18 protein-coding genes are annotated in these 22,478 nt (G+C 42.2%); 9 read left to right on the plus strand and 9 right to left on the minus strand.

The annotated features are described in order from the left end of the window. Nucleotides 1-273: 273 nt before the first annotated feature. The 4 genes from ccoP to ccoN are packed head-to-tail and all read right to left on the minus strand — an operon-like array spanning nucleotide 274 to nucleotide 3,706. On the minus strand, nucleotides 274-1,398 hold the full coding sequence (ccoP, locus tag PSYC_RS04045; protein WP_011280055.1) for a cytochrome-c oxidase, cbb3-type subunit III: 1,125 nt from the start codon (nucleotides 1,396-1,398) through the stop codon (nucleotides 274-276). Beyond that, a complete protein-coding gene (locus PSYC_RS04050; protein WP_011280056.1) occupies nucleotides 1,398-1,577 on the minus strand; it encodes a CcoQ/FixQ family Cbb3-type cytochrome c oxidase assembly chaperone in 180 nt (59 codons plus the stop codon). Before PSYC_RS04050 ends, ccoP begins: the two co-directional genes overlap by 1 nt. Then, nucleotides 1,577-2,215 carry a cytochrome-c oxidase, cbb3-type subunit II gene (ccoO, locus tag PSYC_RS04055; RefSeq protein WP_011280057.1) on the minus strand — a complete coding sequence of 213 codons (639 nt, stop codon included), beginning with the start codon at nucleotides 2,213-2,215 and terminating at the stop codon, nucleotides 1,577-1,579. The genes PSYC_RS04050 and ccoO overlap by 1 nt, the downstream gene beginning before the upstream one ends. 9 nt (nucleotides 2,216-2,224) lie before the next feature. After that, nucleotides 2,225-3,706, minus strand: a complete 1,482-nt coding sequence (gene ccoN, locus PSYC_RS04060; RefSeq protein ID WP_011280058.1) for a cytochrome-c oxidase, cbb3-type subunit I — start codon at nucleotides 3,704-3,706, stop codon at nucleotides 2,225-2,227. An 876-nt stretch (nucleotides 3,707-4,582) separates the two neighbouring features. Between ccoN and PSYC_RS04065 the strand changes: the two genes are divergently transcribed. Then, entirely contained in the window at nucleotides 4,583-4,972 is a 390-nt protein-coding gene (locus PSYC_RS04065; protein WP_011280059.1) for a hypothetical protein, read from the plus strand. Nucleotides 4,973-5,091: 119 nt separating this feature from the next. Here the strand turns inward: PSYC_RS04065 and PSYC_RS04070 are convergent, their stop codons facing one another. Further along, nucleotides 5,092-6,060, minus strand: coding sequence for a hypothetical protein (locus PSYC_RS04070; RefSeq protein WP_011280060.1), 969 nt, complete (start codon nucleotides 6,058-6,060; stop codon nucleotides 5,092-5,094). A 450-nt stretch (nucleotides 6,061-6,510) separates the two neighbouring features. Here PSYC_RS04070 and PSYC_RS04075 point away from each other — a divergent pair, with 450 nt between their 5' ends. The 3 genes from PSYC_RS04075 to PSYC_RS04085 are packed head-to-tail and all read left to right on the plus strand — an operon-like array spanning nucleotide 6,511 to nucleotide 8,839. Further along, nucleotides 6,511-7,746, plus strand: coding sequence for a lipoprotein-releasing ABC transporter permease subunit (locus tag PSYC_RS04075; RefSeq protein WP_011280061.1), 1,236 nt, complete (start codon nucleotides 6,511-6,513; stop codon nucleotides 7,744-7,746). A 44-nt stretch (nucleotides 7,747-7,790) separates the two neighbouring features. Next, on the plus strand, nucleotides 7,791-8,471 hold the full coding sequence (gene lolD / locus PSYC_RS04080) for a lipoprotein-releasing ABC transporter ATP-binding protein LolD (RefSeq protein WP_011280062.1): 681 nt from the start codon (nucleotides 7,791-7,793) through the stop codon (nucleotides 8,469-8,471). Between the two features lie 59 nt (nucleotides 8,472-8,530). Beyond that, the gene (locus PSYC_RS04085; RefSeq protein WP_011280063.1) at nucleotides 8,531-8,839 is read left to right on the plus strand and encodes a hypothetical protein; all 309 of its coding nucleotides are present in this window, start codon (nucleotides 8,531-8,533) and stop codon (nucleotides 8,837-8,839) included. Between the two features lie 9 nt (nucleotides 8,840-8,848). Here PSYC_RS04085 and PSYC_RS04090 read toward each other — a convergent pair whose 3' ends face one another. Continuing rightward, nucleotides 8,849-9,442 (minus strand): DUF2062 domain-containing protein, encoded by a 594-nt coding sequence (locus PSYC_RS04090; RefSeq protein WP_011280064.1) that lies wholly within the window; start codon nucleotides 9,440-9,442, stop codon nucleotides 8,849-8,851. 398 nt (nucleotides 9,443-9,840) lie between these two features. Between PSYC_RS04090 and PSYC_RS04095 the strand changes: the two genes are divergently transcribed. From PSYC_RS04095 to PSYC_RS04110, 4 genes are all read left to right on the plus strand, one after another. Then, the gene (locus PSYC_RS04095) at nucleotides 9,841-12,801 is read left to right on the plus strand and encodes a ComEC/Rec2 family competence protein (RefSeq protein WP_011280065.1); all 2,961 of its coding nucleotides are present in this window, start codon (nucleotides 9,841-9,843) and stop codon (nucleotides 12,799-12,801) included. Between the two features lie 388 nt (nucleotides 12,802-13,189). After that, complete coding sequence (gene sppA / locus PSYC_RS04100; protein ID WP_011280066.1) at nucleotides 13,190-14,245, plus strand: signal peptide peptidase SppA; 1,056 nt, start codon at nucleotides 13,190-13,192, stop codon at nucleotides 14,243-14,245. 125 nt (nucleotides 14,246-14,370) lie between these two features. Further along, nucleotides 14,371-15,261 (plus strand): alpha/beta fold hydrolase, encoded by an 891-nt coding sequence (locus PSYC_RS04105; RefSeq protein ID WP_011280067.1) that lies wholly within the window; start codon nucleotides 14,371-14,373, stop codon nucleotides 15,259-15,261. Nucleotides 15,262-15,372: 111 nt separating this feature from the next. Beyond that, on the plus strand, nucleotides 15,373-16,158 hold the full coding sequence (locus tag PSYC_RS04110; protein WP_264622172.1) for a CPBP family intramembrane glutamic endopeptidase: 786 nt from the start codon (nucleotides 15,373-15,375) through the stop codon (nucleotides 16,156-16,158). Nucleotides 16,159-16,226: 68 nt separating this feature from the next. On the opposite strand, the gene dusA is transcribed toward PSYC_RS04110, so the two are convergent. The 3 genes from dusA to PSYC_RS04125 all read right to left on the minus strand — a co-directional run bounded on the left by dusA (nucleotide 16,227) and on the right by PSYC_RS04125 (nucleotide 20,705). Beyond that, entirely contained in the window at nucleotides 16,227-17,198 is a 972-nt protein-coding gene (gene dusA, locus PSYC_RS04115; RefSeq protein WP_011280069.1) for a tRNA dihydrouridine(20/20a) synthase DusA, read from the minus strand. Between the two features lie 287 nt (nucleotides 17,199-17,485). Continuing rightward, complete coding sequence (locus tag PSYC_RS04120) at nucleotides 17,486-18,787, minus strand: MFS transporter (protein ID WP_011280070.1); 1,302 nt, start codon at nucleotides 18,785-18,787, stop codon at nucleotides 17,486-17,488. Nucleotides 18,788-18,992: 205 nt separating this feature from the next. Continuing rightward, nucleotides 18,993-20,705, minus strand: a complete 1,713-nt coding sequence (locus tag PSYC_RS04125; RefSeq protein ID WP_011280071.1) for a phospholipase D family protein — start codon at nucleotides 20,703-20,705, stop codon at nucleotides 18,993-18,995. Nucleotides 20,706-21,147: 442 nt separating this feature from the next. Between PSYC_RS04125 and PSYC_RS04130 the strand changes: the two genes are divergently transcribed. After that, a complete protein-coding gene (locus PSYC_RS04130; RefSeq protein ID WP_011280072.1) occupies nucleotides 21,148-22,422 on the plus strand; it encodes an O-succinylhomoserine sulfhydrylase in 1,275 nt (424 codons plus the stop codon). The last annotated feature ends 56 nt before the right edge of the window (nucleotides 22,423-22,478 follow it).

Raw genomic sequence — 22,478 nt, forward strand, 5'->3', positions numbered from 1 at the left:
GGGCTATTACGCTATAAATCGTAGTCCTGCTAAAAGCCATAATTGATGATAAAGCTTAAATATTTTCAATGGAATGTTCGAGCTTTTGACAATGTACTTTAAATGTTTGCCTGAGCTCACTAAATATCGATATGACTTTAATTTTCAAAAATATCATATTTAATTTTAAAAAAAGGGAGGACTGTAATGACAGACCTCCCTTTATATAAATCTACTCATCAATGAGATGGCTGCTGATCAAGTAACCGCAGTTAACTGAAAGTGCTAACCGTATTAGTTAACAGTCTTCTCTGTACTTGCCACTTGTTTTGGCATAGCAGCAGGTTGAGCAGTTCTATCTGATAACGAATATACGTAGGCAGCAAGTAACATAATACGCTCATTACCTAGCTTGGTTTCCCACTCAGGCATTACACCTGCACGACCATAACGTAAAGTTTCTCGAATAGTCTCGCGATCGCCACCATATAACCAGATATTATCCGTTAAGTTCGGCGCACCAGCTGAAAGCATACCTTTACCATCTGGACCATGACAAAGCACACAGTTGGTAGGTTCTTTAAAGATAGCTTCACCTTGCGCGACTTTGGCTTTATCAAGCTCATAACCGGGTTGGTTACCAGATAGTGACAACACATATTCAGAAACAGCACGAATACCATCTTCACCAAGTTTATCACGCCATGCAGCCATACCGCCGACTCGACCGTTATGTAACGTCGTCAAGATGTTTGACGCTTCGCCGCCATATAACCAATCATTATCGGTTAGATTTGGATAACCTGTAGCACCTTTAGCGTTTGAGCCATGACAGACCGCACAGTTCTGTAAGAACAAGCGACTACCGACTTTTAACGCATTTGGATTTTCAGATAGCTTTTCTACATAAGGCGATAGTTCTGCAATTTTTTCATCAATCTGAGATTGCAGATCTGCAGGTGGCGCTTCACTGCGACGCATAGTAGCTTGCATCTCAGATAGCGTTGCTAGGGTCTTAGTGGCACCGCTGGCATCTGCTTTCGCCAAAATGTTTTTCTCAAAGTTATCCGTAAATACTTTGTTATTGCTTTCAAGCTCACTGTTTAGCTCATTGTGAGAGGTCCATGGCAAAGTTTTGCCATCGACTTCTACCGTTGTGATGCCTTCCCATTTTGATGGAAAAATACCTGGAAAGAACACCCAGTAAGCAACACCCCAAATGATTGATCCAAAAAATATTACTAGCCACCATTTAGGCAGCGCTTTATCATATTCTCGGATACCATCATATTCATGCCCTGTGGTACCGTCGTCTTCTACTTCTGGTTTGTATTTCAATACCATTAGTAAAATACCGAGGATAGACGCCCAACACATGATACTTAGTATAGTTATCCAAGAACTCCAAAAGAATGTCATCATTTATCCTTATCGTGCTGCTCGTCAGACAGAGATTTTATATCCTCATCATCAAGCGCAAGTTGTGCATCTTCGTCGAAGCGTTTTTTGTTTTTTGGCGAATACGCCCACCATGCAACACCTACGAAGGCAATAAAGGCAGAAACGGTCGCAATGGTTTGTAATTCACCAATACCCATTAGCGCTGTCCTTCCATTGCGGTACCTAACTGCTGTAGGTAGGCAACCAAGGCATCAAGCTCAGTAGCACCAAGCACAGCATCTGGAGCGCCTTCGATATCTTCTTCAGTATAAGGCACACCGAAGCGATCACGGAATAGACGCATTTTGGCTTGAACATTAGAGCCATTAACTTCATTGGTCGCAAGCCATGGGAAACCAGGCATGACTGACTCAGGTACTAATGAACGTGGATCAATCAGATGTTGTCTTTGCCAATCTTCAGAATAGCGTCCACCAACACGTGCTAAATCAGGACCAGTACGTTTCGAGCCCCAAAGAAAAGGGTGATCCCACGTTGATTCAGCAGCACGTGAGTATGGTCCATAACGTTCAACTTCGGCACGTAATGGACGCACCATTTGGGTATGGCAGACGTGACAACCTTCACGAATGTAGATGTCACGACCTTCAAATTCAAGTGCAGTCCAAGGCTCCATAGAAGGTAGGGGAGTGTTCACACCACCTTCTTCAGCACCTTTATAATCGTATATCAGCGGTACAATCTCAACGAGCGTTGCAAAGCTAATAGCGATAACGATACCGATGACCAACAAGCCTGTATTTTTTTCAATAATTTCATGCGGTGTACCAGCCATGATCGCTCCTTATACTTTAGCTGTCGAGATTTGATCGACACTAGGTTCATGATCAGTCGGATCAGCAATATCTACTGGCTTACCTTCTGGCATCTTGATTGTTTTATAGACATTATAAGCCATCACAAACATACCAGATACATAGAGAAGACCACCAAACGCACGACCCATATATGGGAAATGCGAGAACTCAACGGTATCAACAAAGCTGTATATCAAAGTACCATCAGGGTTAGTCGCAAGCCACATCATGCCTTGGCCAATACCTGAAATCCACATAGATACGATATAGAAGATAGTACCCGCTGTTGCTAGCCAGAAATGCGTGGTGATAAGGCTAATAGAATACATTTTTGGCTTATTATAAATACGCGGTAACAGTACGTATAGCGAACCAATAGTAATCATACCCACCCAGCCAAGCGCACCTGAGTGTACGTGACCTACTGTCCAGTCGGTGTTATGCGATAGGGCATTGACCGTCTTAATAGCCATCATTGGGCCTTCGAACGTTGACATCGCATAGAACGACAATGCCACAATCATAAAGCGAATGATAGGATCCGTACGCAGTTTATCCCAACTACCTGATAGCGTTAGTACACCGTTAATCATACCACCCCAAGACGGTGCGAATAGAATGATTGAGAACACCATTGCTAAAGACTGCGTCCAATCTGGAAGCGCTGAATAATGCAAATGGTGACCACCAGCCCACATATATGAAGCAATCAATGCCCAAAAGTGAACGATAGACAAACGGTAAGAGTAAATAGGGCGACCAATCTGTACTGGCACAAAGTAATACATCATGCCTAAGAAGGCAGCGGTCAAATAGAAGCCTACCGCATTATGCCCGTACCACCATTGCACCATGGCATCGGTTGCACCGCCAAATAGCGAGTAAGACTTAAATGCACTAACAGGAATCGCCATACTGTTTACAATATGCAGTAGTGCAATCGTAATAATGAAGGCAGCAAAGAACCAGTTAGCCACGTAGATATGAGAGGTTTTACGTTTAATGAGCGTGCCGAAGAAAACAATAGCATAAGAGATCCATACCAAGGCAATCAGAATATCGATCGGCCATTCAAGCTCAGCATATTCTTTGGTCGAGGTTAAACCTAGTGGAAGGGTAATCACGGCAGATACGATCACTGCCTGCCACCCCCAAAAGGTAAACCAAGCCAGATATGGCGCAAATAATCTTGTTTTACAGGTACGCTGAACGATGTAATAAGACGTTGCGAACAAGGCTGAGCCACCGAACGCAAAAATAACTGCATTGGTGTGCAGTGGTCTTAAACGACTAAATGTTATCCATGGAATGTCAGCGTTGAGAGCTGGCCAAACCAACTCTGAAGCAATGAACACACCAAGGCTCATGCCGATTATGCCCCATACTATGGCCATGATCGTAAAAAATCGTACGATAGTGATTTCGTACTCACGGTCAATGGGGGTGAGTGCTGTGTTTTGTAAACTCATTGGATGATTCCTTTACAGCCCGAATTATCAACAGAATTAACTAACACGCCGCGTCATCTGGATCATGATAACTATCATAACCAGACAATGGCTTTGGTAAATGCTGTTTTTCACTCGTCTTATTAGGCTGACGGTATTAACTATCAAGCTAAGCATGGTCTAGATATCAGTGATTGCTGATGGGTAGAAAGCAGTACTAAAACGCACTGCAAGCACAGCTGGTTGCATAGTAGGATTGTTAATATATTGTCAGATTTAATAAGAAAATGTGCCGTTCTCGAGCATCAAACATCTATTGAGCCGGAGTATTTATCTTAATTGTCACCGCTAAAAGCCGTACAAACCAAGATAGATACTAATGTTCAACCGGTGATAAGAAGGTATCGACCGTCAATGTATGCTAGCGATAGCTGACAAAAAAACATATTTACGTAATGTTTAGTTAAAACTCCCGACTCTGTTTAAGGGTATTGTAACGCAAACCTAATCAAATATCATCAGAACTATGCGCCAAAATACAAACTCTTTGGTAAAAATTTTAGCAAGTAACTTATTACTGCTGCGTTATCCACTTATTTTATACCCAATTTCACGACTATTCTATAGATGAAAAAAGATAGTATTAACAAGTTTGTACAAACAAATTATTAAAAAGGTTTTGTAACAATTGTAGTATTTGCTCTACAAATAGGTTTTACTTATTATAAATTCGCATCTTATAATGCAACTGAGCAGTATCGATAATAAAGTGCTTATTATATAAAATAATCACCTTGTAGTAGTAAGTTTTTTTATCATTTAACTGGCTGTTAGGTTGGAGCACGAAAGGTGCTGACCTAGCACTGATCAACAATAATAGGCATTAAGGATAATAATATGGCAGTTTTTTTGACAGATGAGTGGTTTGAGCAAGTTGAGAAAATGGGTCAAGAAGCCGGTGAGCTTAATTTACCACCAGCACTTGCGAATATGATCGTTAATCTAAAAGTATCTGACGCTGAGCAAGACATCGAAGCAAACTTTGCAAACGGTTTATTGCATCGCGGCTTAAACGATGCAGCGACGACAACATTATTGCTTGACCGCAGTATCTTACAATCCATCATCACTGATTTCGATACCAATGAAATCATGGGTGCCTTTATGGGTGGTAAAATTCGTGTCGAGGGCGACATGTCACAGTTGATGGCGGTACAGACGGCTCGTCCAAGTACTGAGCAAAAAGAGCTTTATAGCCGCATCAAATCAATGACTACGATGGCTTAAGGTTGTTATCGCCTTAATCGTATTTTATACAAATAAAAAGCCCCTAATCTGAACAGACACCCCATAAGTTGAACACAACTTATGGGGCTTTTTATTTGTATGAAATAAACTAATTCTCACTAGCTTGCTTTTGACTGTGCTACTTGCTGGTTTTCTTTATAAATAGCTGCTTGTAGCCAAACGTTCGCTTGCACATAATCATGAACGTTAATAGAGGCGGTATCTGGTGTTTTAAGCGCACCAATACGCATCACGAACGGGTCAGCATCTTGCTCACGCAGTACCACCACATCAAACAGAATAATCGTCTTGCCATTAAATAAGGTTTCTTGCTTGCCAAGCACTTGACCTTGACACCAGGCTTCGTCTTCTTGTCCTAACGTATCCCCAAACAGGTAGGCACACATATGACCCAAATTAATCTCAACTGGTGCCATTTGTTCTTTGGTTTCTGGCTGCCATGCTTTGATTTGTTCTTGTAAGTCATCCGGCATTTTTCCATCGTTTGCCGCGACGATATCATTGAAAGCACGGTGGTAGCGTATCGCGTCTTGATCTTCTACCTTAATGACCTCATTTTGTTCACTAAGCTTAATCTCATGTGCCCATGCGCTAAAGTTAACAAAATAGGCTGTATCACGTTGATATATATGACGATTGGCAGTATATAACTGATCAAAAGCGTAGATGATGCTGCCATCAGTGGTGCGTAAGCGTAATACCGCATCGTGCGAGTTGTCATTGACAATCATACGCTCAATTTTACAGCTTAATCCGTATGGGCTATCGACACAAGGGTAAGCATTGATAAAGCATTCAGGCTTGCCATTCTTCATCGCCAGTACTTGATTGATATGACAAGGCTGGTTCTCAGATAGCAATAAACAGCTGTCTTTGGCACTGACACTGGTATTAAGTCCTTTAGGCATTGCTGCTTGTTCAATCATCTTTTGTAACCATTCAGGTACATCATGACTCATGTCATCAGTCAGAATACGCCAATGGTCGCCGTGACCAGCTGATTGTTCATCAGTTAAGATGATTTTGGTAGGAGACTGGATGTTTTTATATTGATAATTAATAGTCATGAAGATACTCAAACTTAAGTCGGCAATGAGGTTTGGGTCTGAAACTGTGATCGCTGAGTACCATTTACCGTTTTAAAAGAGGGGTTTATGATGGTCAGCAATGCCGTCAGTAAAGAGGCAACAAACAACAATTAGGGGTTAATGATAATTGTCCTTAGCATACAATATATAGGTATAGACACAGAGAATAGCAAGTCTCTCATAAAAAATAATAATAAAATCCCATTTTTTATTATAAAATTTGGGCAGTTTTCGGTAATGACTGGCACCTGTTAGCCAAATTGTGTCAAACTAACTCCCTTTATGACAGCCGCATTTTGCTTGTCTTACCCCCTGTTTTTGTGTTCGATTGATATGTTTTTGTGGCAGCTGCAAAAGTGTGATGCAATTGCCGCTATTTGTTTTGTAACCTACATAAAGTCGCACGTAGATAAGATAAAGAGTTTGAATATGTTTCGTCCTTTAGCGTTATTTATCGGCTTACGGTACACCCGAGCAGAACGTAGTAATGGTTTTATCTCTTTTATATCGCTGATCTCAATGATTGGTCTGACGCTTGGCGTGGCGGTATTGATTACGGTGCTGTCGGTCATGAACGGCTTTGATCGTGAGCTAAAGACTCGTATTTTGGGTATGGTGCCGCAAGCGACCGTCACATCAACCGAGATTATCGGTGATTGGAAACAACTCGCGGACAAAATTAAAGAAGATCCAGAAGTGGTTGCGGTTGCGCCTTTTATCCAGTTGCAAGGTATGTTGACGTCAAATGGTCAGGTAGCCGGTATCATGGTGACAGGTGTTGATCCTGAGTATGAGAAAAACGTTTCAATCATCAATGAGCATATGGTGGAAGGCAATATTGATACGCTAAAAAATGGCGAGTTTGGTATTGTGCTTGGTGAAGGTATGGTGCAATCACTAGGACTGCAATTGGGCGACAAAGTCACTCTAGTGCTGCCAGAAGCGTCGCCCTCACCTGCTGGCGTGATACCACGCTTTAAGCGCTTTACCTTGACCGGTATATTCTCTATCAGTCCAGAAGTCGACAGTCTCATGGCATTTATTCCAATGGGCGACGCCGCCAAGCTATTACGTTTACCAGAGGGCGCGCAAGGTATCCGTATGAAGCTTAATGATATCTTTACAGCGCCAATGGCGGCGCAAAAAGCGGCTGCGATAGCGCCTGAGCAATTATATCCTAGTGATTGGACCCAAACGCATGGCAACTTATTTGGTGCCATCCAAATGGAAAAAGCCATGGTAGGATTGCTGCTGTTCTTAATCATACTCGTGGCAGCTTTTAATATTGTCTCAAGTTTGGTCATGTTGGTGACTGATAAAAAAGCGGATATTGCTATTTTAAAAACCTTTGGTGCCTCACCGCGTCTGATTACTCAAGTCTTCATGGTGCAAGGTGTGGTCATCGGTTTTATTGGTACGATTGCAGGGACGATATTGGGCGTGATATTTGCATTGACGGTCAGTGATATTTTAGGCTTTATCAATCAAAGCTTTGATCTAAATTTATTTGATGCCTATTTTGTGAACTATTTGCCATCGCAGCTACGTTTGGTAGATGTGGTACTGATTACCAGTGCGTCATTTGTGTTGAGCTTTTTGGCAACCGTTTATCCAGCACGCCGAGCGGCTAAAATTCAGCCTGCACAAACGCTGCGTTACGAGTAATTTATAGGCGTCAATGCCGTGATAAATAAAATAAAGGAAGCATTATGTCTGCTATCTTAAAAGCGACCAATATTAATAAGATATACGATGAAGGCGCCGTGAGTACCCAAGTTTTGACTGGTTTGGATTTGACTGTCAATGCCGGTGAGCGTATTGCTATCGTTGGCACCAGTGGGTCAGGAAAGAGTACCTTGCTTCATCTGCTTGGTGGGCTTGATACGCCAACCAGTGGTGAGGTTTGGTTGCATGGTCAGTTATTAAACAGTATGAATGAGACCGAACGCGGTGCGATGCGTAATAAGCATTTGGGATTTATTTATCAGTTCCATCATCTGTTGGCTGAATTTACTGCCGTTGAAAACGTTGCCATGCCATTATTGATGCGCTCAGAAGTATCGACGGCTGAAGCGCGTCAACAAGCCATCGATATTTTAAACAGTGTTGGTCTTGAGCATCGTTTGGCACATAGACCTGGTGAGCTGTCAGGTGGTGAGCGTCAGCGTGTGGCGATTGCGCGTGCTTTGGTCACTAAGCCGTCGCTTATTTTGGCAGATGAGCCAACGGGTAACCTAGATTATGACAATGCGCAAAGCGTGTTTGGATTATTATCAGAGCTACAAAGCACCATGCAAACAGCACTATTGATGGTCACCCATGATCGCAATCTAGCAGCGCTTGCTGATCGTCAGCTGTTATTACGCAATGGTCATTGGGAAAATTATTAAAATATAAAAGAAAACAGGCTGCAAAATAGCAGCCTGTTTATTGAATGAGGATGAATATAATGGATAAAGATGACGACCCGATTGCCGCTTTTGGCAGCATTGAAGAAGGCGATGAGCCATTAAAATCTTATATGGATACTGCGTTATTTGATACGCTCGATAAACAGGAGCAAATAGATTTACTGACGCCCATTTTCGATCATATTACTTTGGCAGGTGTTGATTTTGATTTAAAGGCTCAAGACAGTGCGACAGGTAAGCGTTATGTATTGCTCAAAAACGAAGAGGTGGTTGAAGTTTTTGTGATGGATAATAAGCTGACTGACAATATTCTTAATGCTATTGAAGACAATAAAGACGATGATTAATAGTCTTGATTAAAGTTTGGGCGGCTTATTTGAAGAGCTAAGCTGCCTTTTTTGCCAACTGGTGACAGCCTTATAACGCCAGATAGTTTTAAACCCTAAGCCGCATACGATGCTTGTGATAATGGCTAAGATAGTCAGACCTAAGCAAAATGCAGTTAAGGACACGGTGCCTTTATAAGTAATAAAGGGATTGGCACCGTTAGATATGATCCATAAACTTAAGTCAGAGATCATCCTGCCAATAGTGCGCAAGCTAATCATCGGCAGATCGAGGATTTTGGCACCGATATAGTAACCGGTGTAAAATACAGGTAGGGTAGTGAGCGGATTGGTAATCCATGTCAAACCAAGTGCCATAGGAACATTGGCACGAAAAATAAGTGCACCAATCAATGCCAACAACATCTGTCCCGGCAAGGGAAAAAAGGCACTCAGCACACCGATATAGACGGCTTTATTTAAGCTATGGCGATTAAAATGCCACAAGCGCGGGTCAGAAAGTTGCGGCGCAAACAGTTTTAATGTGCGACTTTCTAACACTTTTTCGGGGGTAGGTAATAGGTCTTTTAGACGTTTTTTTGGCACAGAATTGCCTTTACTCATTGTCCGCCGCCCGCTCAATCATAATAATAGCTTGGTAGGCAGTCATGTTATTGATAAAAATATAGATAAGAATTCTATCAGAAAAACGCAAAAAGAACGTTAGGTAATCACCATCCTGGTGTGTGTAATTAGTATAGGATAATATCAGGATAAATACCATGGCTTGATGTGGCAGTATTTAGCGACAAGGTAATGTAAAAAGCATATCGCAATTTTTTAGTGAACGCTATTTATCATTTCAAATATAGTTGAAATACTTTAAAGTCGCTACCGTATTGCTGGTGTAAATTTTTTGCAGCCTCTGTCTGCGTAGGCACAGCAAGCAAGAAAAATTTGCACCAGTAGTACGTGTTGTATCGATATTACTTTTCACCGACTATATCAAGCAAGGAGCGCTGGTGTATTGGTTAATAGGTAGCTTTATCATCATTGCTATGATGGGCGTTTTGGCCGTTGCTGATAGTACGTCGATGCCAATCGTTTCACTATTTATGGATAGCGCTAGCACTCCTGTTCTGACTTTCTCGCTTGTGTTTCTTACCCTTATTTTGATGGTGGTTAGCCAGTTTAGTATACCGGCAGCTAATACTATCAACCCTGTAAAAAGTGTGTCTCATCACTCTACGTATGCTTGTCGCGTTCTCTCTTTCGTATTAATCGCTTTACTGGCAATTGCTCTGATTATCGGTAGTGGTCTACAAGCACTGATGAGTCACCAACAAGCAGACACTCAAAAAATAACTGAGCCTATGCGTATTCAGGCTTTGGTTCATATAGAGGGAATAAGCGATAGTGTGTATGATGCCGGTATTGATACGGGCTATCGGCAAGTTGCGACCATCAGTCAAATATCGCCATTGGTTTCTGAGCTGACAGCGCAAGACTTAGATAAAGTTGCAACGGAGTATTGGGCAGAAATAAATAATAGCCTAAGCAGTAATAATGTTAAATATGAATTTTCAAACTCTCAATCTTCACATCAAGACACACTAGCTGAAAGTGCTGTCCAAGGTAACGTATACCGCGTACTACTCAACGCTTATCCAAAAAAGCCAGCTAAACAGTCATCTAAGACTGGCTCTAAGAAAAAATCCGAAAAATCAGAAAAACAAAATCAGATTGCTGACTTAAATCATTTGCAGCCGGGTGATAGGTTATTTATGACCTTGACGCTTGCACCGCTTGCTACTTCTAAGCAAGCACTGAATAATCCATCAGGGTTTGATAGTTATCGCTGGTTACGTGGTCGGCATATTGATGGTGTTGCCAATATACTTGCTACCAGTAGCTCGATTTTGCCATCCAGTCATCCACAGTCACATTCACTAGCTTCTGATTCTTATTTAACGCGTTTGCGTACTGCTATTGACAAAGGGCGTTGGCAGTTACGTCAGCACTTTTATCAAAATTGGGTAGCAAATACTGCTGCAGGGCAACAAGCAAAAGCGGTCACGTTAAGCTTGCTGACAGGCGATCGCAGTTTAGTTAATCGTGAAACCAAAGATTTATATCAGCTGGCTGGAATTTCACACTTATTGGCAATATCGGGTACGCATGTTTTGTTTTTAGCAATAGTGCTGGCTGGCATAGTCATACTATTCATTAATCGTCTGTATCCAGCCCTATATCGCTATATTCCGCGTTGGCACGTACGTTGGTGGCTGATGATTAGCGCCGCTTTTATCTATGCATTATTTACAGGGTTTGATGTGCCTGCTGCACGTACCGCATGGATGTTATTGGCAATCGGTCTAACAAGGCTGACTTTATTGCCCGTCAGTACCATGCGCATATTATTTGCCTTGGCAGTGTTGATGGCGTGGCATGATCCTTATGTATTATGGCAAGCAGGTTATTGGCTGTCCTTTATTGCCGTGGCGTTATTGCTTAAATATGAAGATACCTCACAAAAGCAGCCATTAGAATCAAACCAACCCTCTACTTCCCATCATAAATTACTCAGACATCTATGGCTAAACTTTAAGCGCTTATTTAAGTTGCAGTGTTGGCTATTCCTCGCTCTACTGCCTGTGACTTTGTTGCTATTTGGCAAAGCATCATTATGGGGATTGGTCGTCAATCTCTTTGCCATTGGCTTATTTGGTTGGATTATTGTACCGCTGAATTTATTGGCTGGGCTTTGCTATCTTATATTGCCGGCTATAGCCAATATTATTTGGACATTAGTCACTGCGATTGTAACTAACTTACACGAACTAATATCATGGCTAACGGCAATGCCTGTGCTGTCAGATGCGTGGCTTTATACCCCTGTCAATGCTGCTATTTTGCTCATGGCATTATTAGCCATCTTACCTTGGTTGCTTCCCCGCGGTCTGATCAGCCGCTGGCTAGTATTACCACCGCTCAGCCTTTTGGTAATGACGGTATATGCCAATCAGCAGTCACTGACTAAGACACCCACCTTATATATATTGCCAACCGGCGATCAATATATAAGTGCCACTTTATTACAGTATCCTGTTTTAAGTGACAAGGATGCCAAAAACAGTAGCTGGCTGTTCTTGACGGATCATAGACCAAGTAGCACCAAGACCACGCCCAGCAACCTGACGGCAGATAAATTCTCTGCCACATTAAAGCAGCAATTGGGTAGCTTAGCAGTCAATAAGCTAGAGGGCATCGTAGTACAAAGCAGTAGTAGTGGCGTGACTGATTCACGCGTTTATGATAAGACGAGCGGCGCAGTGAACCCTAATGATTCAGAGATTTTACCCATGGTGGTCGCTCAGCTCAGTCAGCGATTGCCTGTGAGCCAATACTGGCAAGCAGGGCGTAGTGAGCGTTGGTCTGCGCTGCAGCAAGCTTATAAAATCACTACGGATTCTCAAAAGACTGCGACCATCAGTGCCCAACGCTGCGAATCCGGTAAAATATGGCAGCTGCCAAATGGTCACTTAACGCTGCAAGCAATCACAGGCTGGAGCAAGATAGATGATGCCAGTGTTTGGGATTGTACAATTGCTATTGATAGCAGCAAACCTATAAGGGTGCTCAAGTATCAAGCAAACGATCCTCTCAAGTCATTACCCGTCACTTCACAAACACTCACGTCAAACAGCCAACAACCGATTGACCAAGCAAATACGTCGCAATCACGCCTAATTTTGAATGCAGATACGCATGAGCGAGCTTGGCAAATGTGGTCGTTGCTCTGCTCGGTTGAGTCAACCAATAGCAATATAACAATGAATCGTACGACATGGTTGGGTCACAGCACCTCGCATATATCGAGTGAGGTAATCAGCCAACAACAAATAGATGAGGTAACCACCTACGATAATAAACCGTTAGAAGTGGCTTTATCTTCTGATGCGCTAATCAGAGAGGGCGATTAATAACTGCCCCAATATTAAATGTTAATAGTATTGTGGATAGTATTAATGCGCCCTAATATTTTATAGTCGGTGAAAAGTAATATCGATACAACACGTATTGCTGGTGCAAATTTTTCTTGCTTGCTGTGCCTACGCAGACAGAGGCTGCAAAAAATTTACACCAGCAATACGGTAGCGACTTTAAAGTATTTCAACTATATTTGTGATATCACATTTATAAAATATAGGTATTTCACAGAGACGCTATTGAACCATGAGTAAAATGGCACCATACTTAATAACCTATTCATACAGAAAAATTAAACAGTAAGCATATCGAATTTTTCGGTAGTAAGTTTATATAATCTGTCTTTTATCGTTTTACATTGTTTCTGACTTAGGAAATTATATGCCCAACTGGCCGCCAGACCCTAACAAACGTCCTGATAATTCGGCAAATCAGCCAGCGCCGATGCAGCAATCAAACCAGCCGAGCGGGCAAGAATGGCGACTGATTGAAAATACTTTATTAGCCAGCGTGGTTGAGCAACGCCGTGCCCGTCGCTGGAGTATCTTCTTTAAGCTATTGACCTTCGGCTATATTCTATTGATATTTTTGACGATTGGTCGTAGTTGCAGCACTGAAGCACCAACTGCTCTTGACGGTATCGACACCAATAAGCCACATTTAGCAGTGGTTGAGATTCAAGGAACTATTAGCAGTGGTGATGTCGCCAACGCTTATGACGTCAATGATGCGCTAACACGCGCCTTTGAAAATAGTAACTCAAAGGCAGTAGCTCTAGATATCAACTCACCGGGTGGCTCGCCAGTACAGTCGGATGAAATCTGGCAAACCATGATGGATTTACGTAAACAATATCCGGATAAAAAGCTTTATGCGGTGATTGGCGATATGGGCGCTTCAGGCGCGTATTATATTGCATCAGCGGCTGATGAGATTTATGTCAACCCATCAAGCCTCGTTGGTTCGATTGGCGTTATTATGCCAAGCTACAATGTAAAAGGCTTAATGGATAAGGTTGGTGTAGAAGATCGCACCATTACGGCGGGTGAGTATAAAGATATCTTGAGTCTGTCACGTCCATTAACGGATTATGAAGAACAGCATGTCGAAAAAGTGTTGGACAATACTCATAAGCATTTTATCAATGCTGTAAAAGAAGGTCGTGGTGATCGTCTAAAAAATCCTGAACAAAATAAGCTGTTTTCAGGACTATTTTGGACAGGAGAGCAATCTATTGAGCTTGGCTTGGCTGATAAGAAAGGCAGTATCTCAAGCTTAGAGAAGCAGCTTAAGCTAAATAACGTGGTCAATTATACGCCGAGTGATCCGTTCCAATTGTTTATGGATCGCTTTGCCGTCAAATTGGGCGCAGGTGTGGGTTCAAGCATTAATCTTGATCTCTTGCCACAAGAAGAAGGCAACGCGCAGATGCGTTAATTGACTTTAATTTTTAGAGTTACCGTGTATGATTGTTAAGGCTGAGCGTATGATTACGCTCAGCCTTATTTATATGTCGCTATTTAGCATTTAACACCATAAATACAAACTAATGAGAATGTGTCATGAGTGAAGTCAATTTGCAGTCTTTTGCGTCCTTACCTATATCGACAATAACCCAAAAACCCGTTATTCATTTTGCTCATGCCAACGGGATGCCGAGTCCTGTGTATGAGCCATTTTTTGAAAAGTTGGCTGAATTTTTCACCATTGAATATATCTCGATGCTTGGTGATACGCCTGATTATCCAGTCGATAACCAATGGCGCAGTCTCACGCAGCAGATTGTCAATAGCGTCAAAGATACCTGTAAAAAACATGGCGTTAAGCAAGTCATAGCCGTTGGGCATTCGCTTGGCGCCATGTGTACATTGCAAGCGTTGTACCGTGCACCCGAGTACTTTTCGCAAGCAGTACTCATGGATCCACCATGGATTTATGGCAAAGTCAGCTTGCTATGGCATCTTGCCAAGACAGTAGACCGATTGCCACTGATGAATAATCGATTGATGGATAAGCTATCGCCAGCTGGCGTATCTAAGCATCGTCGTGACGTTTGGGACAGCCGAGAAGATGCGTATGATAAGCTACGACATAAAGGCTTTTTTAAAAACTTTACTGAGCGCAGTTTTCAAGGTTATATTGAGCATGGTCTGCATAAGCGTGCCGATGGTAAAGTGACCTTGGCGATTCCAAAAGCCAGTGAAGTTGCCGTCTTTCGTACTAATCCTTCTTGGTATTGGTTGACCCCAAATCGTGCCCCTAAAGTGCCAGTTACCTTGATTATCGGTGAGGACAGTATATTTTTAAAACGTCGATTCCCCCAACAAATAAAGTCGCGCTTACGCATTCCTTATATCACTCATGCGGGCGGTCATATGTTTCCACTTGAGCATCCAGAGTCTGTGTCTCAACAGGTATTAGCATTAATTGAAAAACAGTTATTTGCCAAATAATGACAGTCTTTGTTTTCAATCAATTTTCTGACGCTAAACAGACTGTCCTTTTGAGCAGTTTTTAAGCAATGCTTTAGTACCGTTTCGAGTGAACCTATTATGTCAATGCGAATGCCAAATAAGCGCGCCGCTGAAAACAATACAGTTGTCATATCCTCTCAGCCTTTATTCACACGCTTAGGTACTTTGCTGCTTATTGTAGGCATGGTGGTTGTTTTTTTTATCAGTCAATTGATTGGGATTTACATCGCCGGCAAACTGATATTACCAACTGCCGAAAGCGCAACGGTAGGCGATATTTTCTTTTTTGGCAGCAATGATGGGACGGTTGTCAGTATTTCTATCATGATAGGCTGCGTGCTATTAGTGGCAATCAGTTCGTTAATTATTCGCATGAGAGGGGGCAATTTAAAGCAGTATTTAGCATTAACACCGTTCTCATTGGCGGTTGGTATGGGCATGATAGGGCTGCTGTTGATATTTATGATTGGCAGTCAGGCATTGACGTATTTGCTTGATAAATCACCGCTGGCGTTTGTAGACCCTTTATATCAGTCTGTCAGCTCAGTATGGTTACTTGTTTTTGCGATGGTCATCGTCGCGCCCATTTATGAAGAGCTCATATTTCGAGGTATATTGTGGTCGGCGCTTGCAGAGCAATTTGCTGCGTCATCTGATACAGAGTATCGCGGGGCAATCGTAGCAAGTCTGGTGACCAGTTTAATATTTGCGGTCATTCATTTGCAATATGGTATTTATGAGATCAGTACCATCGTGGTGCTGGCATTGATATTTTGCTATGCGCGTATCAAATCAGGCTCGCTGATATTGCCCATGCTATTACATATTATAAATAACGGCGCGGCTATGTGGCAGTATCTGGTGCAAGTGGCGTAGGAGGTAACAGTGAATATTTACGCCGTATTCACTGTTATTTAATAATAGGTTTTATCAGGGCTAAGAAGTCAGGCGTCAGGGTTAAGGGCTAATACTTCAGTCGCTGCATATTTGATATCATCTATCGTCAAATGAGGCTTGCCACTCAACGCTTGACGCCATTTTCGTGCACCCACCAATCCTTGGAATAACCCTAAATAATGCCGAGTCATCGTTGGAAGTGCTTCACCTTTAGCGATTTGCTCTTCTAGATAAGGATACAGCTGCGCCAAAATATCTGAACGCTTCGGGACAGGGGTGCCCCACAGGCTATTGGCTTCGGCTAGCAGATACGGGTTATGATAAAAGGCACGTCCTATCATAACCCCATCGATATGCTCAAGGTGTGCCTCAATATCAGCGACGGTCTCAATCCCACCATTAATCTCAATATCAAGTGCAGGAAAATCTTGTTTTAAACGATACACATCTTCATAACGCAGTGGTGGTATCTCACGATTTTGCTTTGGACTCAAGCCTTGTAGCCATGCTGTACGAGCATGGACGATAAAGCGCGTACAACCACCAGCTGCTACCTTCTGTACAAAATCCGCCATAAATTCATAACTGTCAAAGTCATCAATGCCGATACGATGCTTGACCGTTACTGGGATATCGACAGCCGCTTGCATATGCTTGACCAAATCTGCAACGGTATTGGGTTCAGCCATCAGGCAGGCACCGATTTTATTGTGCTGTACACGATCGGAGGGGCAGCCCACATTAATATTGACCTCATCATAACCATGCTGCTGGGCGAATTCTGCACACTGCGTCATCTCAGTCATATCTGCACCGCCAAGTTGCAGTACCAGCGGGTGCTCAAGGGCATCAAAGCGCAGATGCCGTGCGCGATTGCCATGTATCAGCGCGCCTGTACTAATCATCTCGGTATACAAATAGACATGTGGATTAAAAAGACGGGCAAAATAACGATAATCTGTTGTTGTCCAATCGATCATAGGGGCAACCGAAAGACGTTTGTTGGTCATATCAACCATAGTGGTTCAGCCTTAATTTTTCAGAAATTTTTTAAAGATGCATATCTTAAATGCTGATGGTGTATATGCCAATTTGCGCATCACTTGTAATGGATTGTGACTCTATCGTTGAAATACTTTAAAGTCGCTACCGTATTGCTGGTGTAAATTTTTTGCAGCCTCTATCTGCGTAGGCACAGCAAGCAAGAAAAATTTGTACCAGTAGTACGTGTTGTATCGATATTACTTTTCACCGACTCTATAATCAATAGGCTGATAAAAGATCAGCCTATTTGGATAAAAGATCACTAAATGATCTGATTGATTTTTTTGAATTCAGGCATATTATAAAAATAAATCCCCATTATGATAGCAATAAAACCGATGAAAGTGATGTAGAGTGCAGGTGAAAAACTCACATATAAAGTGGCGTAGCCAAGCCCAAACGGTACCAATACCCCGACAATACCGTAGGTAATATTATAGCAAAAAGCCATTCCAGTGAGTCGTATATTGGTTGGAAAAAGCTGAATCAAGATGGCGGGTATCATGCCGACAATACCTGAACAAAAGCCTAAAAGCGCATACATAATAAGGATATAGTCGCCGCTTGCCTCTAAGTGATAGAAGAAAGCAAGCATTTGAGCGATCAATATGATAGAGCCTATCGCCAAAATTTTGCCGAAATTTTGATGGTTAGAGATGATGCCATAAAAAATACAGCCAAAAATCATAAAGACGATGCCAAGATTGTGCGAGAACCCAAATAAATCAGTATCGAGTGTAAAGCGTAATTCGATCAAGTCAGGCAGTAAAAGTACAACGACAGTCGTAATACTTGAGATAATCAAAGTAAGAACCAGACCAATAAAGATGGCATGCTTGCAATGCTTAAGTAGGATTGTAAAAGGCTTAGCAACATAATCATTGGGTCTTGATTTTTTCATCTGAGTGAAAAACGGTGTTTCCTCTATCCATCGCCAGGCAAGGAGTGGTAAAACCGTCAGGATAGCGGCGATAAAGAAGGGTAAACGCCAGCCATAATCTGCCAATTGCTCAGTGGTTAAAATGTTATTTAACCAGAGAAAAAAAGCATTAGAGAATAAAACGCCCACAAAAAAACTGGCAGTCACATAGCTACAGCTTACTGAAAGATATTGGCGCGGCACGTGCTCTGCAACGAACACCCAAGAAAGTGGCACATAAAGACCATAGGCCATCCCGTGTATCAGTCGCAATATAATAAACAGCGCAGGCGCCGCCAAACCCCATTGTGCATAAGTAGGCAGACAGCCCATCACCAATAAGCTTGCTGCTGTGACCAAGATGCTGATCAGCAATAAAGGTTTACGACCTTTGATATCACCATAACGTCCAAAGATAACGCCGCCAAGTGGGCGTGCCACATAACCAATCGCAAACAGTGATAGCCCCTGTATCTTCATGAGATTGGGGTCTGAGCTAACAGGAAATAAAGTCGCTGCCAACATATCTGAAAGATACAGGTATATTAAAAAGTCAAAAAATGCCACTGCGCTGCTATAGCAGGTAAATATTACCGTATTTCTATCTTTAGAAGACATCAGTGCATATTGAGAACGAGAAGGCATATTAGGTCACGCATCCAGATATTAAGGTATTCGTTAAGACAGTCATTATCTAAATAATTGCCTATAATAAAAAACGATAAATCATCATTGCTAATGATTTATCGTAAAAATAAAGACGTTTGTGTCAAATATGGTTACATGAAAAAGAATTGAGCCAAGAGTACTCAAACACCATTCAATTTCTGCTTCTTTTATATTGAGTGGACTATAACAGCCAATCAATAGGTAGCCATGACATGATAGTCAGCCAAACATGGTCACTGACAGCGACGCGCGGCTCTGAATCATAGATGACTTTCTTATCTTTTTCCATGGTATGCCATTGTAAGTTACCGTTTTCTAGTAACTTCACTTCATACGCTTGGTTTAATAAGTCATCGCTTAGTGCATCATGCAACTGAGTAGCAAGCTCATCATCATTGATAATCACGCCCATCTCGGTATTGATATTAGCCGAGCGTGGGTCAACATTATATGAGCCAATGAAAACTTGGTAGTCATCAACGGCAAAAGCTTTAGCATGTAAGCTAGTTGAGGATTGACTACGACCTTTCCAAAGTTTGTTTTCGCGCTTTTCTTCAGAAGCGGTTGATTTTAGCTCATAAATTTTTACGCCCGCGCGCAGCAAACTAGGACGCCATTGGCTATAGCCAGAATGTACCGCCGTTACATCGGTGGCATCAAATGAATTGGTTAGAATTTTGATTTCGATACCAGATTCTGCCAATGCGTTCAACGTATTAACACCGTCTTTAGTCGGTACAAAGTAAGATGAGATAATAGTGAGTTTCTTTGATGGACTGCCAAGCAAAGTGCGCAGTTGATGCACTAAATTGGTGTCTGCTGGCACGGTTTTGGTTAGCTTGCCGACATCATCACTTAAAAACTGCATGTCCGTCCAGCGAAACGGCACTCGTTTGTTAATCAAATCAGTATCGATAGAGGAGTCTTCAATGGCTGCTTTATAAATCGACAAACTGCCATTACTACTACTCTTCTCATCTGTTTTTAACTTATCGAGCCCTTTTACAAAATCAGTCGTCTCTCCTTTATCAAGAGTCGCTAAGGTTTGAATATCAAATGATATTGGCGCTGACCAGTAGCTGGCAAAGCTATTATCAATATCTGCCACGACTTTACCAATCAGTAGTACATCTAAGTCTGCGAACTGGCTGTTTTTATCATTACTTAAGTATCCATCACCGATATTACGGCCACCAATGATGGTGATTTGCTTATCAAAAATCATGCTTTTATTATGCATGCGTCTATTGATACGCGGCAGTCCGGTTAAAAAGTTTAAGCTTTTAAATTTACGGTATATGAGTGGATTAATAATACGCACAGCGACATTAGGGTGACTGGCAAAACGTAATAAATGCTGATCAAATTTAGCATTATTATTAAAATCATCAAGCAATAAGCGCACAATAACGCCACGCTCCGCAGCATCCCATAAGTCTTTGAGCATCAGCTGACCGGCCTGATCATCGTGCCAAATATAGTACTGGGCATCGATATTGCGTGTGGCCATACCTGTCAATATACTGCGTGAGGCAAAAGCATTGGCACCAGTTACAATCGGATGGTAGCCTGACAAATCAGGGTGAATCTTACTTTGTTGACTGATGGCGGCTACCAAATCAAGGCTATCCGTATTTGGGGTGACAGTGTCTGTGCTGACATTCGTGGTATCTTTCGTGGTATCTATAGAATCGCCATCTTTTTGGACGTCTTTTTCTATGTTATCTTGTTTGCTAATGTCTGATTGGTATAAAGCATTAACCCTTGCTGATAGTGCTTGGCTTTCAGGCAAGTGCGGCTGCTTTGGTAAGCTTTGGCATCCACTAAGACCTAAGGTGAGACCGAGTGTCAGGCTCAACGATAAGTTGCTGGGTTCTATACTGAACATCGACATAAAAAAATTACCTTAGTGAGCCTTTGTATAATGGAGAATATACCAAAAAATGCGTATGGATTTTTTGGTAGTTTTGCAGATGATAACACTGATTATAAGGCATATAATGATATCACCTAAGGCAAAGTCTAAAGCGCCGCTAAGCTTAGCAGGTGTCGGCATCTGTGCCTATTATAAATACGTTACTTTTATTAAATATTGCCCGTATTAAATATTACCCGTATTAAATGCTGTCCTTATTGGATGTTGACAGCATAATTTTTTACCTTGCCTTTCTAATAAGTTATGCGTTAGGCAAAATAATGGACAGGCAGCCTCTGAAATCTACTGCTTTGAAGCTGCTGCTTGGAATAAGTTATCATGATATGATAACGCGAATGCGTGATGTTTATAATCAACAATAAACGGTATTGTAAATAATAATTAGGGCAATGGAAAACTTATGAGTCAATCGCAAGTGCAAAATAAAGACAATATACATAGCTTGGATGCAAACTGGCGCGACGATGCGCTCGATTTAGAACTCAATTATGGCATGCAGACCATTGCAGTACGTGCAGGTCAGCATCGTACTGATGAGGGCGAGCACTCAGAAGCTATTTTTACTACCAGCTCTTATGTGTATCGCTCAGCGGTTGATGCTGCTGGTCATTTTGATGGCACGAAAACAGGCAATGTCTATTCACGCCATACCAATCCAAGCGTACGTACCTTTGAGCGCCGTTTGGCAGCGCTTGAGAACGGTGAGCGTGCAGTGGCGACAGCCTCTGGCATGGGCGCGATTTTGACCATGTGTTTGGCTTACCTAAAAGCAGGCGATCACTTGCTGGCTGCTAATCAGTTGTTTGGCTCCTCTATTGGTTTGTTTAATAACTATATGGCAAAGTTTGGCGTTGAGGTCAGTTACGTTGATTGCTTCGACAATGACGCATGGGCGAATGCCGTACAGCCCAATACCAAGGTTATTTATTGCGAAAGCCCCAGTAATCCATTGGCACAGATTTGTGATATCGGTTATTTAAGTCAGCTATGTAAAGCCAATGACATACTCCTTGTCGTTGACAACTGTTTTGCCACCCCAGCTTTGCAGCGTCCGCTTGATTTGGGTGCAGATGTGGTGATTCATTCTGCAACCAAGTACCTAGACGGTCAAGGTCGAGTACTTGGCGGCGCATTGGTCGGTAGTGATAAGCTGATGCAAGAGGCATTTACGGTCATACGTTCAGGTGGCATCAGCATGAGCCCTTTTAATGCCTGGGTATTTACCAAGGGACTGGAGACGCTTAAACTGCGTATGCAGGCGCATTGTAGTAATGCCAATCAAGTGGCAGAGTTTTTGGTCAATCATCCCAATGTCAGCACCGTGCATTTTTCAGGCTTGAGCGATCATCCGTCTCATGAATTAACCAAGCGTCAGCATCATATGAAAGATGGCTTTGGGGCGATCATGGGTTTTGAGGTGAAAGCTAAAGGGACGCACGATCCAAAATCTGCCGCTTGGCATGTGATTGATTCAACCCAAATGGTCTCTATTACCAACAATTTGGGTGATGCCAAAACCACCATTACCCATCCTGCAACCACCACGCATTTCCGTCTGAGCGCCCAAGAGCGGGCAGAAGCAGGTGTAAAAGACGGTCTTATTCGTCTGTCAGTTGGTTTAGAAGATGTTGAAGATATCATCAAAGATTTGGCGCGTGGTTTAGACAGTTTGTAAAGATAACGGTATAATTGCTATTAGCATTTTATTTTCTATCCTTTTATAAAATAATT

It is taken from the genome of Psychrobacter arcticus 273-4, from assembly GCF_000012305.1.
In the GTDB taxonomy this organism is placed as follows: Bacteria; Pseudomonadota; Gammaproteobacteria; order Pseudomonadales; family Moraxellaceae; genus Psychrobacter; species Psychrobacter arcticus.